Source organism: Nonomuraea sp. B19D2 (assembly GCF_040137845.1).
Lineage (GTDB): Bacteria > Actinomycetota > Actinomycetes > Streptosporangiales > Streptosporangiaceae > Nonomuraea.
Map to the genome: position 1 here is coordinate 109,492 of NZ_JBEFAK010000014.1, position 16,298 is coordinate 125,789.

14 protein-coding genes are annotated in these 16,298 nt (G+C 69.1%); 11 read left to right on the forward strand and 3 right to left on the reverse strand.

Annotation, left to right across the window (positions count from 1 at the left end; all coding sequences use genetic code 11):
* Positions 1-79 precede the first annotated feature (79 nt).
* The 5 genes from ABN273_RS25625 to ABN273_RS59615 all read left to right on the forward strand — a co-directional run bounded on the left by ABN273_RS25625 (position 80) and on the right by ABN273_RS59615 (position 6,758).
* Complete coding sequence (locus tag ABN273_RS25625) at positions 80-997, forward strand: LLM class F420-dependent oxidoreductase (RefSeq protein ID WP_349451542.1); 918 nt, start codon at positions 80-82, stop codon at positions 995-997.
* A 41-nt stretch (positions 998-1,038) separates the two neighbouring features.
* Positions 1,039-2,565: a 3' terminal RNA ribose 2'-O-methyltransferase Hen1 gene (locus ABN273_RS25630; RefSeq protein ID WP_349451543.1), complete on the forward strand. Its 1,527-nt coding sequence runs from the start codon at positions 1,039-1,041 to the stop codon at positions 2,563-2,565.
* On the forward strand, positions 2,549-5,020 hold the full coding sequence (locus ABN273_RS25635; RefSeq protein WP_349451544.1) for a polynucleotide kinase-phosphatase: 2,472 nt from the start codon (positions 2,549-2,551) through the stop codon (positions 5,018-5,020). Before ABN273_RS25630 ends, ABN273_RS25635 begins: the two co-directional genes overlap by 17 nt.
* Before the next feature lie 45 nt (positions 5,021-5,065).
* Positions 5,066-6,466 (forward strand): sugar porter family MFS transporter, encoded by a 1,401-nt coding sequence (locus ABN273_RS25640; RefSeq protein WP_349451545.1) that lies wholly within the window; start codon positions 5,066-5,068, stop codon positions 6,464-6,466.
* A 121-nt stretch (positions 6,467-6,587) separates the two neighbouring features.
* On the forward strand, positions 6,588-6,758 hold the full coding sequence (locus tag ABN273_RS59615) for a hypothetical protein (RefSeq protein WP_502911129.1): 171 nt from the start codon (positions 6,588-6,590) through the stop codon (positions 6,756-6,758).
* Here ABN273_RS59615 and ABN273_RS25650 read toward each other — a convergent pair.
* On the reverse strand, positions 6,728-7,438 hold the full coding sequence (locus ABN273_RS25650) for a CAP domain-containing protein (protein WP_349451546.1): 711 nt from the start codon (positions 7,436-7,438) through the stop codon (positions 6,728-6,730). The genes ABN273_RS59615 and ABN273_RS25650 overlap by 31 nt on opposite strands.
* An 848-nt stretch (positions 7,439-8,286) precedes the next feature.
* On the opposite strand from ABN273_RS25650, the gene ABN273_RS25655 reads away from it, so the two are divergent.
* The 5 genes from ABN273_RS25655 to ABN273_RS25675 all read left to right on the forward strand — a co-directional run bounded on the left by ABN273_RS25655 (position 8,287) and on the right by ABN273_RS25675 (position 13,804).
* Positions 8,287-10,041 carry an ABC transporter substrate-binding protein gene (locus ABN273_RS25655; protein ID WP_349451547.1) on the forward strand — a complete coding sequence of 585 codons (1,755 nt, stop codon included), beginning with the start codon at positions 8,287-8,289 and terminating at the stop codon, positions 10,039-10,041.
* Positions 10,042-10,114: 73 nt separating this feature from the next.
* Complete coding sequence (locus tag ABN273_RS25660) at positions 10,115-11,110, forward strand: ABC transporter permease (protein WP_349451548.1); 996 nt, start codon at positions 10,115-10,117, stop codon at positions 11,108-11,110.
* Positions 11,107-11,991: an ABC transporter permease gene (locus ABN273_RS25665; protein WP_349451549.1), complete on the forward strand. Its 885-nt coding sequence runs from the start codon at positions 11,107-11,109 to the stop codon at positions 11,989-11,991. The genes ABN273_RS25660 and ABN273_RS25665 overlap by 4 nt, the downstream gene beginning before the upstream one ends.
* The gene (locus tag ABN273_RS25670) at positions 11,988-12,929 is read left to right on the forward strand and encodes an ABC transporter ATP-binding protein (protein ID WP_349451550.1); all 942 of its coding nucleotides are present in this window, start codon (positions 11,988-11,990) and stop codon (positions 12,927-12,929) included. Before ABN273_RS25665 ends, ABN273_RS25670 begins: the two co-directional genes overlap by 4 nt.
* On the forward strand, positions 12,929-13,804 hold the full coding sequence (locus tag ABN273_RS25675) for an ABC transporter ATP-binding protein (RefSeq protein WP_349451551.1): 876 nt from the start codon (positions 12,929-12,931) through the stop codon (positions 13,802-13,804). Before ABN273_RS25670 ends, ABN273_RS25675 begins: the two co-directional genes overlap by 1 nt.
* Positions 13,805-13,820: 16 nt before the next feature.
* Here ABN273_RS25675 and ABN273_RS25680 read toward each other — a convergent pair whose 3' ends face one another.
* Both ABN273_RS25680 and ABN273_RS25685 read right to left on the reverse strand, forming a co-directional pair.
* The gene (locus ABN273_RS25680; RefSeq protein WP_349451552.1) at positions 13,821-14,351 is read right to left on the reverse strand and encodes a DUF1707 domain-containing protein; all 531 of its coding nucleotides are present in this window, start codon (positions 14,349-14,351) and stop codon (positions 13,821-13,823) included.
* Between the two features lie 26 nt (positions 14,352-14,377).
* A complete protein-coding gene (locus ABN273_RS25685; protein ID WP_349451553.1) occupies positions 14,378-15,106 on the reverse strand; it encodes a PadR family transcriptional regulator in 729 nt (242 codons plus the stop codon).
* A gap of 331 nt (positions 15,107-15,437) precedes the next feature.
* Between ABN273_RS25685 and ABN273_RS25690 the strand changes: the two genes are divergently transcribed.
* Complete coding sequence (locus ABN273_RS25690; protein ID WP_349451554.1) at positions 15,438-16,166, forward strand: metal-dependent hydrolase; 729 nt, start codon at positions 15,438-15,440, stop codon at positions 16,164-16,166.
* The last annotated feature ends 132 nt before the right edge of the window (positions 16,167-16,298 follow it).

A 16,298-nucleotide genomic window follows, 5' to 3' on the forward strand; every position in this document is an offset into this window, starting at 1 on the left:
GTCGCGAACGCTAGCAAGCACGCGGACCTCCGCGCGGGGCTTTTCCGGCACGCGTCCGTTGTGTACGCATAATGTCGTCATGAAGCTGCGGATCTTCACCGAGCCCCAGCAGGGCGCGACATATGACGACCTGCTCACCGTCGCCCAGGCCACCGAACGGCTGGGCTTTGACGCTTTCTTCCGTTCCGACCACTACATGCGCATCGGCCCCGGTGACCCGGGCCCCGGCTCCACCGACGCGTGGATCACCCTTGCCGGCCTGGCCAGGGAGACCTCGAGGATCCGGCTGGGCACCCTGGTGACGCCGGCCACGTTCCGGCTGCCCGGACCGCTGGCCATCAGCGTGGCGCAGGTCGACCAGATGAGCGGCGGCCGGGTCGAGCTGGGCTTCGGCACCGGCTGGTTCGACGGTGAGCACGCGGCGTACGGCATCCCGTTCCCGCCGCAGAACGAGCGGTTCGGGCGGTTCGAGGAGCAGCTCGAGATCATCACGGGTCTGTGGACCGCGGAGAAGAGCTACTCCTTCGAGGGCCGCTACTACCGGGTCGTCGACTCGCCCGCGCTGCCCAAGCCGGTGCAGAGCCCCAGGCCGCCGGTCATCATCGGCGGTTTCGGCGCCAAGCGCACACCGCGGCTGGCGGCGGCGTACGCGGACGAGTACAACCTGCCGTTCCGCACGCTGTCCGACACGGCAGAGGGCTTCGGCCGGGTGCGTGAGGCCTGCGAGACGACCGGGCGCAGCCTGGTCTACTCGGTGGCGCAGACCACCATCGTGGGCCGCGACCGGGCCGAGATCGAGCGGCGCGCGGCCGCCGTCGGGGAGAACCCCGACACGCTGCGGGAAAACGGCCTGGCCGGCACCCCGGCCGAGGTGCTGGAGAAGATCGGGAAGTTCGCGGAGCTGGGCGCCGAGCACCTCTACCTGCAGATCCTGGATCTGCAGGACCTGGAGCACCTGGAGCTGATCGCCGCCGAGGTGCTCCCGCACGTCCGGTAATCGATTGGCGGCGCTTCGCGGGGGTACGGCAGACTTGGGACGTGCTGCTGACGATCACCACCACCGCGAGGCCCGCCACCGATCTGGGCTTCCTCCTGCACAAGCATCCCGAGCGGGTGCAGGAGTTCGGTCAGTCGTTCGGCACGGCCACGGTGTTCTACCCAGAAGCGGGCGACGAGCGCTGCACGGTGGCGCTCATGCTCGAGGTGGACCCGATCGCGCTGGTCAGGTCGCGCGGCAAGAGCTCGCCCGACTTCAGCCTGTCGCAGTACGTCAACGACCGCCCGTACGCGGCCTCCTCGCTGCTGGCCGTGGCACTGGCCGACGTGTTCCGCACCGCGCGGTCCGGCCGGTGCAAGGCCAGGCCGGGGCTGCCCGGCACGCCGCTGCCGCTGGAGCTGCGGCTGCCCGCGCTGCCCTGCCGGGGCGGCCCTGAGCTGGCGGCGCGGCTGTTCGAGCCGCTCGGCTGGGAGGTGGACGCGCAGGCCTTGCCGCTCGACGAGGGCTTCCCCGAGTGGGGCCAGTCGCGTTACGTCCGGCTCACCCTGCGCGGGACGGCGCGCCTCGCCGACGCGCTCAACCACCTGTACGTGCTGCTGCCCGTGCTCGACGACGGCAAGCACTACTGGATCGCGCCCGACGAGGTCGACAAGCTGATCAGGGCCGGTGAAGGATGGCTGCACGGTCACCCGGAGCGCGGCCTGATCACCCGGCGCTACCTGGGGCGGCGCTGGGCGCTGGCCCGCACCGCGCTGGCGCGGCTGGCCGAGCTGGGCGACGAGACCGAGGAGGAGCTGGAGCCCGCGGTCGAGGAGGACGCGCCCGCCGGGGAGACCGCCGCCGACGAGGCGGCCGCCGCGGAGGCCGAGGCCCAGGGCGACGCCCCGCCGCGAGAGGCCCAGGGCGACGCCCCGCCACCAGAGGCCCAGGGCGACGCGCCTCCGGAAGAGGCACTCAAGGCGAAGCCGCTGAACGTCCGCAGACGCGAGGCGGTGCTGGCCAAGCTGGCGGAGCTGGGCGCGGTCAGCGTGGTCGACCTCGGCTGCGGCCAGGGCGAGCTGGTCGGCGCGCTGCTGGCCAGGCCCAGGTTCGCCAGGGTGAGCGGCATGGACGTGTCGTCGATGGCGCTCACCATCGCCGCCCGCAAGCTGCGTCTCGACCGCATGCCGGACAGCAAGCGCGCCAGGCTCACGTTGTTCCAGGGCGCGCTCACGTACACCGACAAGCGCCTGTCCGGCTACGACGCCGCCGTGCTCATGGAGGTGATCGAGCACGTCGACCCGCCCCGGCTGGCCGCGCTCGAGCACGTCGTGTTCGGCCACGCCCGGCCCCAGCACGTGCTCGTCACCACCCCCAACATCGAGCACAACGTCCGTTACGAGTTCCTGACCGGGCTGCGCCACCCCGACCACCGCTTCGAGTGGACCCGCGCCGAGTTCGCCGCCTGGGCCACCCGCGTGGCCGGCGAATACGGCTACCACGTCACGTTCGAACCGGTCGGCGACGACGACCCCGAGGTCGGCCCGCCCACCCAGATGGGAGTCTTCACCCGTGATCAGCGTTCCTGAGCTGTCCCTGGTGGTGCTCGTCGGCGTCTCGGGCAGCGGCAAGTCGACGTTCGCCAAAAAGCACTTCAAGCCCACGCAGGTCATCTCCTCCGACTTCTGCCGCGGCCTGGTCGCCGACGACGAGAACGACCAGGCGGCCACCCCGGCGGCCTTCGACCTGCTGCACCACATCGTCGGCGTGCGGCTGGCCAGGGGCCTGTTCACCGTGGTCGACGCCACCAACGTCCAGTACGCCGCCCGCAAGAGCCTGATCGAGCTGGCCAGGCAGCACGACGTGCTGTGCGACGCGATCGTGCTCGACGTGCCGGAGGAGGTGGCCGTCGAGCGCAACGCCGCCCGCCCCGACCGCGATTTCGGCCGCGGCGTGGTGATCCGCCAGCGCAAGGACCTGCGGCGCTCGCTGAGCAGGATCTCGAACGACGGCTTCAGGCGGGTGCACGTGCTGCGCGGCCTCGACGAGATCGACGACGCGGTGATCACGTACGAGAAGGCGTGGTCCGACAAGACCGAGCTGACCGGCCCCTTCGACATCATCGGCGACATCCACGGCTGCCGCTCCGAGCTGGAGGCGCTGCTGCGCAGGCTCGGCTGGCAGCACGAACCAGGCGGGTTCGCGCATCCTGAGGGCCGCACCGCCGTGTTCGTCGGCGACCTGGTGGACCGCGGGCCGGACACGCCCGGCGTGCTGCGCCTGGTGATGGACATGGTCGAGGCGGGCACCGCGATCTGCGTGGCCGGCAACCACGAGCAGAAGCTGGTGCGCGCGCTCAACGGCCGCAAGGTCAAGGTCGCGCACGGCCTGCAGGAGTCGCTCGACCAGCTCGCCGAGCAGCCGCCCGAGTTCGTGGAGCGGGCCAGGACGTTCATGGACGGCCTGCTCAGCCACTACCGGCTCGACGGCGGCCGACTGGTCGTCGCGCACGCGGGCCTGAAGGAGGCCTACCACGGCCGCGCCTCCGGCCGGGTGCGCGCGTTCGCCCTGTACGGCGACACGACCGGCGAGACCGACGAGTACGGCCTGCCGGTCCGCTACCCGTGGGCGGAGGAGTACCGCGGCAGGGCCATGGTCGTCTACGGCCACACCCCCACGCTCCGCCCCGAGTGGGTGAACAACACGATCTGCCTCGACACCGGCTGCGTCTTCGGCGGTCACCTGACCGCGCTGCGCTACCCCGAACGCCAGATCGTCCAGGTCCCCGCGGAGAAGGTCTGGTACGAGCCGGCCAAGCCACTCGGCGGCGCGGCCCGCGATCCCGGCATGCTGGACATCAACGACGTGATCGGCACCCGGCACGTCGAGACCAGGTTCGGCGCCCGGGTCAAGGTCATGGAGGAGAACGCGGCCGCCGCCCTCGAGGTCATGAGCCGGTTCGCGGTGGACCCGCGCTGGCTGGTCTACCTGCCGCCCACCATGGCGCCGCCGGAGACGTCCCAGCTGGACGGCTATCTGGAGCACCCGCACGAGGCGTTCGAGGAGTTCGCCGCCGCAGGGGTGCGCGAGGTCGTGTGCGAGGAGAAGCACATGGGCTCGCGGGCCGTCGCCGTGCTGGCCAGGACGCCGGAGGTGGCTGCGGCCAGGTTCGGGGTGACGGACGGCAGCGCCGGCGCCGTCTACACGCGCACCGGGCGGCCGTTCTTCAACGACATGGCGCCGCTGGTCGCGCGGCTGCGCGAGGCGTGCGAGCCGCTGTGGGCCGAGCTCGGCTCGGACTGGGTGGTGCTCGACTGCGAGCTGCTGCCCTGGTCGGCGAAGGCCGGCGAGCTGATCAGGTCGCAGTACGCCTCCGTCGGGGCGGCCGCCCGCGCCGCGCTGCCCGAGGCGGTCTCGGCCTTGGAAGCGGCGGCCGGGCGCGGGCTGGATGTGGGCGATCTGCTACATCGCACCCGCCGCCGCTCCCACAACGCTGCCCTGTTCCGCGACGCCTACGCACGGTACTGCTGGCCGGTCGACGGTCTGGAGGGCGTCCGGCTGGCGCCGTTCCAGATCCTGGCCTGCGAGGGGCGGGCCACGGCGCTGGAGCCGCACGCCTGGCACCTGTCCACGCTGGCGCTGCTCGACTCGCCGCTGATCACCCGTACCGAGCACGTCTTCGTCACGCTCGACTCGCCGGAGTCCCGCGCGGAGGCGACCACGTGGTGGGAGTCGCTGACGGCGGCGGGCGGCGAGGGCATGGTGGTCAAGCCCGCCGCCTACGCGCCCGGCCGGGTGCAGCCGGGGGTGAAGGTACGAGGGCGCGAATACCTGCGCATCATCTACGGTCCCGACTACACCGAGTCGCTCGACGTGCTGCGCAGGCGCTTCCTGGGCAAGAAGCGCTCGATGGCGCTGCGCGAGTACGCGCTGGGGCTGGAGGCGCTGTCGCGGCTGGCCGACGGGGAGGCGGGCTGGCGGGTGCATGAGCCGGTCTTCGCCGTGCTGGCCCTGGAGTCCGAGCCGGTCGACCCGCGGCTTTAACGGCCTGACCTGCGGGTATCTCCCCCACCTCGGGGGAGGACCTGCATGGCGACCAACCACACCCAGCACGAGCACCTCGGCCACGTGGTGTTCATCACGGCGGCCGCAGCCATGGGCGGGTTCCTGTTCGGCTACGACAGCGCGGTCATCAACGGCGCGGTCGTCGGGATCCAGAAGTACTTCCGCGTGGGGCCGGTCGAGACGGGTTTCGTGGTGGCCATCGCGCTGCTCGGATCCGCCGTGGGGGCGTGGGCGGGCGGCGGGCTGGCCGACCGGCTGGGGCGCACCAGGACGATGCAGGTGGCGGCGCTGCTGTTCGCGATCAGTTCGATCGGGCAGATGCTGCCGTTCTCCGTCTGGGCCCTGGCGTTCTGGCGCGTGGTCGCGGGCTTCGCGATCGGCATGGCGTCGGTGATCAGCCCCGCGTACATCGCCGAGGTGGCCCCGCCCGCCTACCGCGGCCGGCTGGGCTCGTTCCAGCAGCTGGCCATCGTGCTCGGCATCGCGGTCTCGCAGCTCGTCAACTACCTGATCGTCCAGCTGGCCGGCGGCAACGTGAACAACCCGCTGGGGGCACTGCAGGCCTGGCAGTGGATGCTGGGCGCCTGCTTCGTGCCCGCCGTGCTCTACCTGGTGTTCGCCCTGACCATCCCCGAGTCGCCGCGCTACCTGATCATGTCCGGGCGCACGAGGAGGGCGCGCGAGGTGCTGGCCGAGGTCGAGGGCGAGGACGTCGACCTCGACACCCGCATCGCGGAGATCCAGCACGTGCTGCGCACCCAGCGGGTGCCGACGATGAGGGACCTGCGCGGGCCCGCGTTCGGGCTGCTGCCGATCGTCTGGATCGGGATCACCCTTTCGGTGTTCCAGCAGTTCGTCGGCATCAACGTGATCTTCTACTACTCGTCCGTGTTGTGGCAATCGGTCGGTATCAACCAGGCCGATTCGCTGCTGATCAGCTTCTCCAGCTCGATCATCAACATCGTGGGCACGTTCATCGCGATCTCGCTGGTGGACAAGATCGGGCGCCGGCCGCTGCTCCTGATCGGCTCGGCCGGGATGGCGGTCGCGCTGGCCACCGCGTCGTGGGCGTTCAGCGCCGCCCGGGTCGTGGGGAAGTCGGTCACGCTGCCGGACCCGCAGGGGCCGATCGCGCTCGTGGCGGCCAACGTGTTCGTGCTGTTCTTCGCGCTGTCCTGGGGCGTGGTGGTCTGGGTGCTGCTGGGGGAGATGTTCCCCAACCGCATCCGCGCCGCCGCCCTGGGCGTCGCGGCGGGAGCGCAGTGGATCGCGAACTGGGCGATCACGGTGTCGTTCCCGGCGCTGGCGCAGTGGAACCTGCCGGCCACCTACGCCATGTACGCGGTCTTCGCGCTGCTGTCGTTCCTCTTCGTCATCAAGTGGGTGCGGGAGACCAAGGGCCGCAAACTCGAAGACATGGGCTAATCTGGCCCGTCCGGGCAACCGCTTCTGGCCCGCGCTGCACCTGTCCGGCTTCACACCGCGCCTCCTGGCGCCTGCCGAGCAGCATCTCCTCCCCTCCTACGGCCTGGGCATCACGACCGTCGTGGCCCGCCCCAAGGCCCGCATCGGCCCTCAGGACGAGCTCGTCGGCGGGGCCAGGGTCTGGGTGCTGCCCAATCCCAGCGGGCTGAACGCCCGTTGGACCCTGGCCACCATCGCCGGCGAGATGGGCCGCCTGCGCGGCTACTTGGCGACGAAGTCCTGGGTCCAGTAGATCCGGCCCTGGGAGTTCTTGGCCGCGCCGACGCCGATGAGGTTGTACCTGCAGTTCATGATGTTGGCCCGGTGGCCCGGGCTGTCCATCCAGCCCTGGACCACTGAGGCCGGGGTGAGCTGGCCGAAGGCGATGTTCTCGGCGAAGGCGTTGCCTCCGGTGAAGCCGGCGGCCCTGACCCGGTCCATGAAGTCGCGGCCGTCCTTGGAGTCGTGGTCGAAGTAGTCCTGCTTCGCCATGTCGGCGGAGTGGCCGAACGCGGCCTTGCGGAGCAGCGGGTCGAACTTGAGCGGCGCGCAGCCGCCCTTCGCCCGCTCGATGTTGGTCAGCCTGAGGACCTCGTTCTCCTGGGGCGTGCCGACCCCGCTCGGGGACGGGACCGTGGTGGGCGTGGACGTGCCGGTGGGTGTGGGCGTGACCGCAGGGGGGCAGGTCAGCTTGGCGGCCCTGGACTTGGCGGTACGACCGCGGTAGTCGGTGGCGAACGCGTAATAGGTGCCCGATTTGCAGGGGAGCGCGAGGTTGATGCGGTCGTTCTTGGTGGCCCCGCTCTTGACGACGGGATCGGTGCCGGGGACGGCGCGCTTGATGCGGATGCGCAGCAGGGCCGGATCGTTGCAGACGCGACGGGTGGCGAACGACGTGATCTTGCGTTTGGCGCTGAGCCGGGGCTTGGCCACGCGCACATGACACGAGGCCTCCGACGACACTTCCGAGCCCCGGGACGCCGCCGAGCCGCGTGCCGCCGTGGTGCCCTGCGTCGACGGCGGGGCCGGTGCTGCTGCCGCGCCCTGTGCCGGGGGCTCGGCCGCACAGCCGGCCACGGAGAGCGCCGCCAGGCTCACGAGTCCGCCGAATACCCCAAGGGGTCCACGCATAGGGGGTTGCCTCCAGTTGCGATAGACGCTGGATGGCTAGGCATTCTGTCGGGGTTGAGACCGTTTTGTCATCAAATTGGGGCATTTGCCACAAGACTCGGGTAAACCAAAGTGATCGTTGAGGCGTCTGCGTCACCGCGGCGCAGGCCCGGAACTCCTACGCCGTCGGGCGTTGCGAGCCACGATCTCCGTCACGGTTGCCTGAAGGTACGCACCGGGGCGGCGTCCGGTTCAGACGGCAGGCGTCCGCGCCGGGGTTCGCGTGGTGGTAAGGGCCGTCAGGCCGGCGGCCGGCCCCGGCGCCCGCGTTGAACCGGTTAGCCGACCCGGTCGCGTTGTGCCTGGACAGCACGCATTTACGGCCGTGAGAGCGATTGCGGGCGGCACGTCTCGAAACCGTTACGGCTATTGACGGCACGGATTCAGGATTTTACGGTCACGGTACTTATCCGGTTCAGCAGGTCCGGCGACCTGCGACTACTGAAGAGTGAATCGCTCACCGGCCCCAAGGCGGGAGCGCTCTTCGTGGCCGGCCTGGGAGCGCTCCCAGGCGGTCGGAGCACGCGGCCCGTTTCGAGAGCAGCCGGCCCATCGGGGTGTCGACAAGACGTGCGAACCTTCGCGCCTGGCGCGGAGGAAGGAGAGAAGCGATGCGTAACCGGGCTCGGATCATGATTCCGCTCGTGGCGGCGGGCCTGCTCGCCGCGGCCTGCACCGGTGGCGGAGCCACGCCGACCCCGCCGGCCGGCCAGGCCAGCCAGGGTGCGGCGGCCCCCGCCAGCCCTGACTCGCTGCCGCGCAACGAGACGCTCTACACGACCGGCACCCAGTGGGGCCCGCCCGCCAACTTCAACCCCATCAGGGAATGGGACCATGCCACGGGCACGAAGGGCCTGGTGTACGAGACGCTGTTCCACTATGACGCGACCGCGGGCAAGCTGACGCCCTGGCTGGCCGAGAGTGGCTCGTGGGCCGACGACAAGACCTACCAGGCCAAGCTCCGCCAGGGCGTCAAGTGGTCCGACGGCAAGCCTCTGACGGCCAAGGACGTGGTGTTCTCCTTCGAGCTCGGCAAGATGGAGACGATCCCGTACCACAACCTGTGGACCTGGCTGAAGAGCGTCGAGGCCGTCGACGACCAGACGGTGAAGTTCACCTTCTCCACGGCCAACTACCAGCAGTGGGACTTCAACCTCTTCAACCGGTCGATCGTCCCCGAGCACATCTGGAAGGGCCGTTCGGAGAAGGAGGTGCTCGACGGGATCAACGAGAACCCGGTGGGCACGGGCGCGTACACGTTCATGGCCAAGGACCAGGACCGCGTCGTGCTGCAGCGGCGCGACGACTGGTGGGGCAAGAGCGCGCTGAACATGGAGCCCAAGCCGCGCTACATCGTGGACATCGCCACCCCGAGCAACGAGGTCGCGCTCGGCCTGCTGCTGCAGAAGGGCATGGACCTGAGCAACAACTTCCTGCCCGGCGTGGCCAACCTGGTCAAGGGCAACTTCGGCCTGACGACCTACTACAACGAGCCGCCGTACATGTTGTCGGCCAACACCGCGTGGCTGGTGCCCAACACCACCAAGAAGCCGCTGGACGACCCCGCCTTCCGCAAGGCGCTCGCCTCCTCGATCGACGTCAAGAAGATCGTCGAAGGCGTGTACGGCAACCTTGTCAAGGCCGCCAGCCCGACCGGCCTGCTGCCGCAGTGGGAGCAGTACGTCGACCAGAACGTGGTGGCCGGCTCCGGGTTCGCCTTCGACGCGGCCAAGGCGAAGAAGATGCTGGCCGACGCCGGCTACAAGGACACCGACGGCGACGGGTACGTCGAGAACAAGGACGGCTCCAAGCTCAGCCTGACCGTCATCGTGCCGTCCGGCTGGACGGACTGGATGGAGTCGGCCAGGTCCATCGCCACCAGCGCCAAGACCGCCGGCATCCAGGTCACCCCGGACTTCCCCGACTTCAACGCCCTGGTGGAGAAGCGCAGCAAGGGTGACTTCGACCTGCTGATCAACAACGAGCGGCAGCTGTCGAACTCGCCGTACACCTACTACGAGTACATCTTCCAGCTCCCGATCCAGAAACAGCAGAACACCGTCAACTTCGCCCGCTACGAGAACAAGAAGGCCTGGGACCTGGCCAAGCAGCTCGACCAGGTCAAGACCGACGACGTCGAGGGCATGAAGAAGATCGTCTCCCAGCTCCAGCAGATCCACCTGGACGATCTGCCGGTGATCCCGCTCTGGTACAACGGCCTGTGGGCGCAGTCGAGCAACCAGGTCTGGAAGAACTGGCCGGCCGCGGCGGGCAGCACGCCCAAAACCCCGGCCGTGATGTGGCACAACTGGTTCGAGCTGGGTGGCTTCGAGACCCTCACGCAGCTTCAGCCCGCCGGCTCCTGACCCCATCGCCCCCCGCTCCGCCACGAGCGGGGGGCTCTCGCGGCTCTCACGGCACTCACGGAGAAACCATCACGTGCGTCGATATTTCGGCAGAAAACTGCTCATATACGGGCTGACGTTCTTCGTTGCGGTCACCGTCAACTGGATGATCCCGCGTTTCATGCCGGGCGACCCGGTGGCGAGCATGGTCGCCAGGGCCAACGTCACCCAGCCCGCCGCCGCCGAGGCGATGCGGGCCTACTACAACAACCTCTTCGGCTTCGACCAGCCGTTGATCACGCAGTACGTCAACTTCTGGGCCGCGCTGCTCCGGGGCGACTTCGGGATCAGCATCTGGCTGTTCCCGACCCCGGTCAGCACCGTGATCACGAACGCGGTGCCGTACACGCTGGGGTTGATCATCCCGTCGGTGCTGCTGAGCTGGGTGGTGGGCAACCGGTTCGGCGCGTACGCCGCCCGGCGCAAGCTCCTCGACAACACCGTGCTCCCGGTCGGGTACGTGCTGACCGCGATGCCGTACATGTGGCTGGCCGTGCTCCTGGCCTGGGCGCTCGGCGTGATCACGGGCCTGTTCCCGGTGGCCGGCGGCTACAGCTTCTCGATGCGGCCCAACTGGTCGTGGACGTTCCTGCTCGACCTGCTGCACCACTGGACGCTGCCGTTCCTGTCGCTGTTCCTGGTGGCGCTGGGCGGCTGGGCCATCGGCATGCGCAACATGATCATCTATGAGCTGGAGTCCGACTACTCGAACTACCTGTCCGCGCTCGGCGCGCCGGCCAGGCTCATCCGCAGGTACGCCTTCCGCAACGCCGTCCTGCCGCAGATCACCGGGCTGGCACTGCAGCTCGGCGTGATCGTGGCCGGAGCCCTGGTCACCGAGATCGTCTTCGCCTACCCGGGCCTGGGCAGCCTGATTCTGAACGCCATCAAGAACAAGGACTTCTTCCTGCTCCAGGGCACGTTCCTGTTCATCGTGCTCGGCGTGCTGATCGCCAACTTCATCATCGACATCGTCTACGTCGTGGTCGATCCGCGTACCAGGGCGGGAATGGCGGGTGCGCAGGCATGACGGCACTCCAGGAAGTCGCCCCGCGCGAGCGCGCCGGGATCCGGCGTGAGGCGCTCTACTTCGCCGTCCGCAACGGCAAGCTGATGTTCGGTTTCGGCCTCGTGCTCGTGCTGCTCCTGCTGGGCCTCATCGGGCCCGTGCTGGCCGGCGGCACCCCCAACGAGTACGGCCCCCGCCCCATGAGCCCGCCCTCGGCCGAGCACTGGTTCGGCACCACCACGTTCGGCCAGGACATCTTCCTCCAGTTCGGATACGGCCTGCGCAGCACCTTCGCCGTGGGCGTGGTCGGCGGCGGCATCGCGGCGGCCATCGGCATGCTCGTCGGCTTCGTGGCCGGTTACCGCGGCGGCATCGTGGACGAGGTGCTCAACATGCTGACCAACGTCATCCTGGTCATCCCCACCCTGGCCGTGCTGCTGATCATCAACGCGTACCTGGGCATCCGGAGCGTGGCCGTGCAGGGCCTGTTCATCGGCCTGACGCAGTGGCCGTGGGCGGCGCGGGCGATCAGGGCGCAGACGTTCTCGCTGCGTACCCGCGAGTTCGTGGACCTGGCGCGGATGAGCGGCGCGGGCACCTGGAAGATCATCACCAGGGAGATCGCGCCGAACATGAGCTCCTACCTGTTCATGACGTTCATCCTGCTGTTCGGCGGCGCGATCCTCATCGCCTCCTCGCTCGACTTCATCGGCCTCGGCCCCACCGAGGGCGTCTCGCTCGGCCTGATGCTGCAGAACGCCAACCAGTGGAGCGCGCTCCAGCTCGGCATGTGGTGGTGGTTCGTGCCGCCGGGCGCGGCCATCACCGCCATCGTGGGCGCCCTTTACGTGGCCAACGTCGGCCTCGACGAGGTCTTCAACCCGAAACTGAGGGAGACATGAGCCTGCAGGTCAGCGAGCTGAGGGTGCACTACCGCACGCTCAGGGGCGAGGTCCGGGCGCTCGACGGCATGTCATTCGAGCTGTCGGACGGCGAGATCCTCGGCCTGGTCGGCGAGTCCGGCTGCGGCAAGAGCACGCTGGGCAAGAGCCTCATCCGCATGGACGGCCGCATGCGCCACGTCGGCGGCCGGGTCGTGCTCGACGGCCGGGAGCTGCCCATCGCCGACGACCGCAGGATGAACGACTTCCGCTTCAAGCAGGTCTCCCTCATCCCGCAGTACGCCATGAGCGCGCTCAACCCCACCCGCAAGATCCGCAAGATGGTCGGCGAGCTGCTCAGGTCGAGGGGCGAGCAGGTGGACACCGCCGAGCTGGAGCGCCGGATGGACCAGGTCGGACTGCCCCGCGAGGTGCTCGACCGCTACCCGATCGAGCTGTCCGGCGGCATGAAGCAGCGCATGGTGATGGTCATCTCCACGCTGCTCGACCCGTCCCTGCTGATCGCCGACGAGGTCACCTCCGCGCTCGACGTCTCCACCCAGAAGGCCGTCGCCCGCGCCCTGCTCGGCTTCCGCGAGAGCGGCTACGTCAAGAGCATGATCTTCGTCACCCACGACATCGCGCTCACCCACCAGATCGCCGACACGATCATGGTCATGTACGCGGGCAAGCTGGCCGAGAAGGCGCCCGCCGACCTGATCGTCAAGGCGCCCCGCCATCCGTACACGAGGCTGCTCCTCGACTCCCTGCCGGAGGTCGGCGTCCGCTACGCCGACCGCAGGCTGGCGGGCATCTCAGGCAGCCCGCCATCCCTGCTCGATCCGCCGACCGGCTGCCGCTTCCGCGACCGCTGCCCGATCGCCGGGGAAGAGTGCGCCGAGGACCCGCCCGTGGCCGAGCTCGCCCCCGGCCACCACGTCGCCTGCTGGAAGGCCTGATGCTGAAACTCGACGACGTCACCAAGGAATTCAGGATCGGCGCCTTCGGCGGCAGGAGCGTCACGGCCGTCAGGAACGTGAGCTTCGAGGTCGTGCCCGGCGAGGTCGTCTCCCTGATCGGCGAGAGCGGCAGCGGCAAGAGCACGATCGGCCGGATGATCCTCGGCCTGAACCCGGTCACCAGCGGCTCGATCACCTTCGACGGGCGGCCCGTCCGGGCCGGCAAGGAGTACTACCGCCACATCCAGGGCATCTTCCAGGACCCGTTCAGCTCGTTCAACCCGGTGTTCAAGGCCGACCGGGTGTTCGCCATGATCAAGGAGGCGTACTACCCGGCCGTCCCCGGGCCCGAGTGGGCCGGCCGGGTGGCCGCGTCCCTGCGTGACGTGCGGCTCAACCCCGACCAGGTGCTCGGCAAGTACCCGCACCAGCTCAGCGGCGGCCAGCTCCAGCGCCTGCTCATCGCCCGCGCGCTGCTGCTGGACATCAAGCTGCTGGTGGCCGACGAGATCACCAGCATGCTGGACGCCTCCACCCGCATCGACGTGCTCAACCTGTTGGCCGAGCTGAAGGCCAGGGGTCTCGGCGTGCTCTACATCACGCACGACCTGTCCCTGGGCAACTACCTCGCCGAGCGCACGGTGGTGCTGCGCCGGGGGAGCGTGGTCGAGATGGGCCTGACGGAGAAGGTCTTCGGGGACCCGCTGCACCCGTACACGCGCGAGCTGCTGTCGGCCGTGCCGCGCCTGCACGAGGAGTGGGACGACGCCGCGCCCGTGGACACCTGCCGGTACCACCAGCGCGGTGCCGTCGGGGGACTGCTGGAGGCCGAGCCCGGCCATTTCGTGGCGTGCGCCCAGCTCGGGACCTGTTGACGAGCTGGGCGGACCCTCAGCGGCGGTAGTGGAAGCGCCGGTGGATCACGCTGAACAGCATGGCCCCGAGCCACACCACGAACAGCGCCTTGAAGATCCCGAACCCGCCGAAGATCAGCCCCAGCACCATGAACACGAACAGCACGCCGAGGAACGGGTGCGGCCCCCGGTGGCGCCGCCATGGGTGGCCGTGGTGGTGCCACTGCCGCCGCATCTCCCGGTGCTGCTCGTGCATGGACTGCCGCATGTCCCGGTGAGCCTGGCGCATGGACTGCACCTGCCGCCGGTGCGCGCTCATCGCCTCCCGCCAGCCGTCCATGTCGTAGCGGGGGATGGCGGGCTCGTCGTAGCCGGGCATCGGCTGCGGCGAGCCCGGCAGGTCCGCCGTCACCTTCGCGAGGTCGCGGGCCGTCTTCGAGGCCAGCGCCTGGTCGAGTCGCTCATCGAGCTCCTCGTGGGTCAGGCGGCCCTGCGCGAAGTGCTCGCGCAGGGCGGCCATCGTCTGCTCCCGCTCGGCATCGCCGATGCGAAGTTCCTTCGGGTCCATGCCCAAGCCCTCCCGGAAGGTGATGGTCACTCCTCGCCCGGTTCGCCGTCGGCCAGGATCTGGTAGAGCTTGCGCCGGGTCTCAACAAGAGTCTTACGCGCTTCGCGGATTTGTGCGTCGTTCCCGGTCTGGAGAACCTGCATCATGGCGAAGGCGGACTGCCGGGCGATGTGCCAGAGATCGGCGGTGTTGTCGTCGATCTCCGGCCGCATCTCGTCCCACGGGGCCCGGACCTCGTCCGCGTGTGCCTCGATGTAGTTGCGCCCTTCCTCGGTGAGGCGGAAGGTCTTGCGGCCCTCGTTCTCCTCGGAGGTCACCAGGCCCTCGTCGGTGAGCTGCTGCAATGCCGGGTAGACGGCACCGGGGCTGGGCTTCCAGCCTCCCTCGCTGCGCTCGGCGATCTCCTGGATGATCTGGTAGCCGTTGCGCGGCTCCTCGGAGAGCAGGGCCAGGATCGCGGCGCGCACATCGCCCCGCTTGGCCTTGCGGCCCCTGCCCCAGCCGCGGTGGCCGCCGGGACCGCCCCACGGCGGCCCGCCGGGGCCGCCCCACGGGCCGCGGCCCCAGTCGAACGGGAACGGGCCGGGACCGCGACGGGCGCGCTGCCGGTGCTCGTGATGGTGGCGGTGGCCCTCACCGAAGGCCTCGGACATGGCCCTGAACGCCTCGCGGGCCGCCTGCTTGGCCTCTCGGGCCGCCTGCCGGTACTCGCGCGCGCCGGGCCATTGGCCGCCTGCTGCTTGTGCGGAAGTCATTCTTTCCCCCTATATCGTGATCTGTTCTCGATGCGTCAACGATATATCGATACTATGTCGTTCGCAAGGCTGAGGATTGAGTGAGCTAGATCACGAAAAAGTTGCGGAATCCGGGAACAGGATGGGGGAGGGGCTCGTTATTCACAGCAGACGAGGTCGTTCCGCGTCGGCAGGGCTGGGGGGTGCTGTCGCCGCGGAGACGACCTCGTCTGCGTTTTCCGGAAGATTGCCCGGATGATCCGGGACGTTGACCCGTGTGCTCACGCGATCGTGAAGGCCTGCTGGGCGGGTCTCGGCGCGTAAAGGACTTCTTTGCCGTACAGTCCGGATCATGATGGGGCACACTCACGCGATGACCGGGGCCATCGCCTGGCTGGGGCTGGCGCCGCCCCTCGCCGCACTTCCACTGGTGAACGAGTCCTCCCGCTTCATCGAGACCGGGATCATGGCGAGCGCGCTCAACCCGGCCGAACTGATCGCCGGGGCGATCATCTGTGCCGGGGCCGCGATGCTGCCCGACCTCGACCATCCGAGCGCGACGATCGCGCAGACGTTCGGGCCGGTCACGTGGGTGCTCAGCAAGGCCGTGTCCTGGATCAGCGGTGGGCACCGCGGGGCGACCCACTCGCTGGCGTTCGCGGTGGCGCTCGGGTTCGGGGCGCACTGGCTGGCCAACGCCTATCCCATCGGGCGCGACATCATCGTCGTGCTGCTCATCGGTCTGGCCCTGCGGGCGATCGGCGTCGGCATCCCCGGCAACAAGGTGGGCTCCGCGCTGATCAACATCGGGTTGACCGCCGGGCTGTACGCTGTCTTCCTCTCGCTCCAGGTGGGTTACGCCTGGCTGGGGCTGGCGGTCGGGATCGGCTGCCTCATCCATGTGGTGGGCGACTGCATGACCGAGCGGGGATGTCCGGTGCTGTGGCCACTGGGGACCAAGTTCCTGCTGCCGTGGAAGATCGGCATCAAGACGGGCAAGAAGTTCGAGCAGAAGATCCTGGCTCCGATCCTGTCCGTGGCCATCGTCGGGCTGCTGTTCTGGCGGCTGGTCCCCGCTTAACTTGATGTCGAGATATCCTAGAGATATCTTGACGTCGAGACATCCGCCGCGACGCTCGCGGACTTAGGGTCACCTAACGTGTTTCCCGTTCGACGAGTGCGGCAGGATTTGCTGTGAAACCTTTCTGATGGA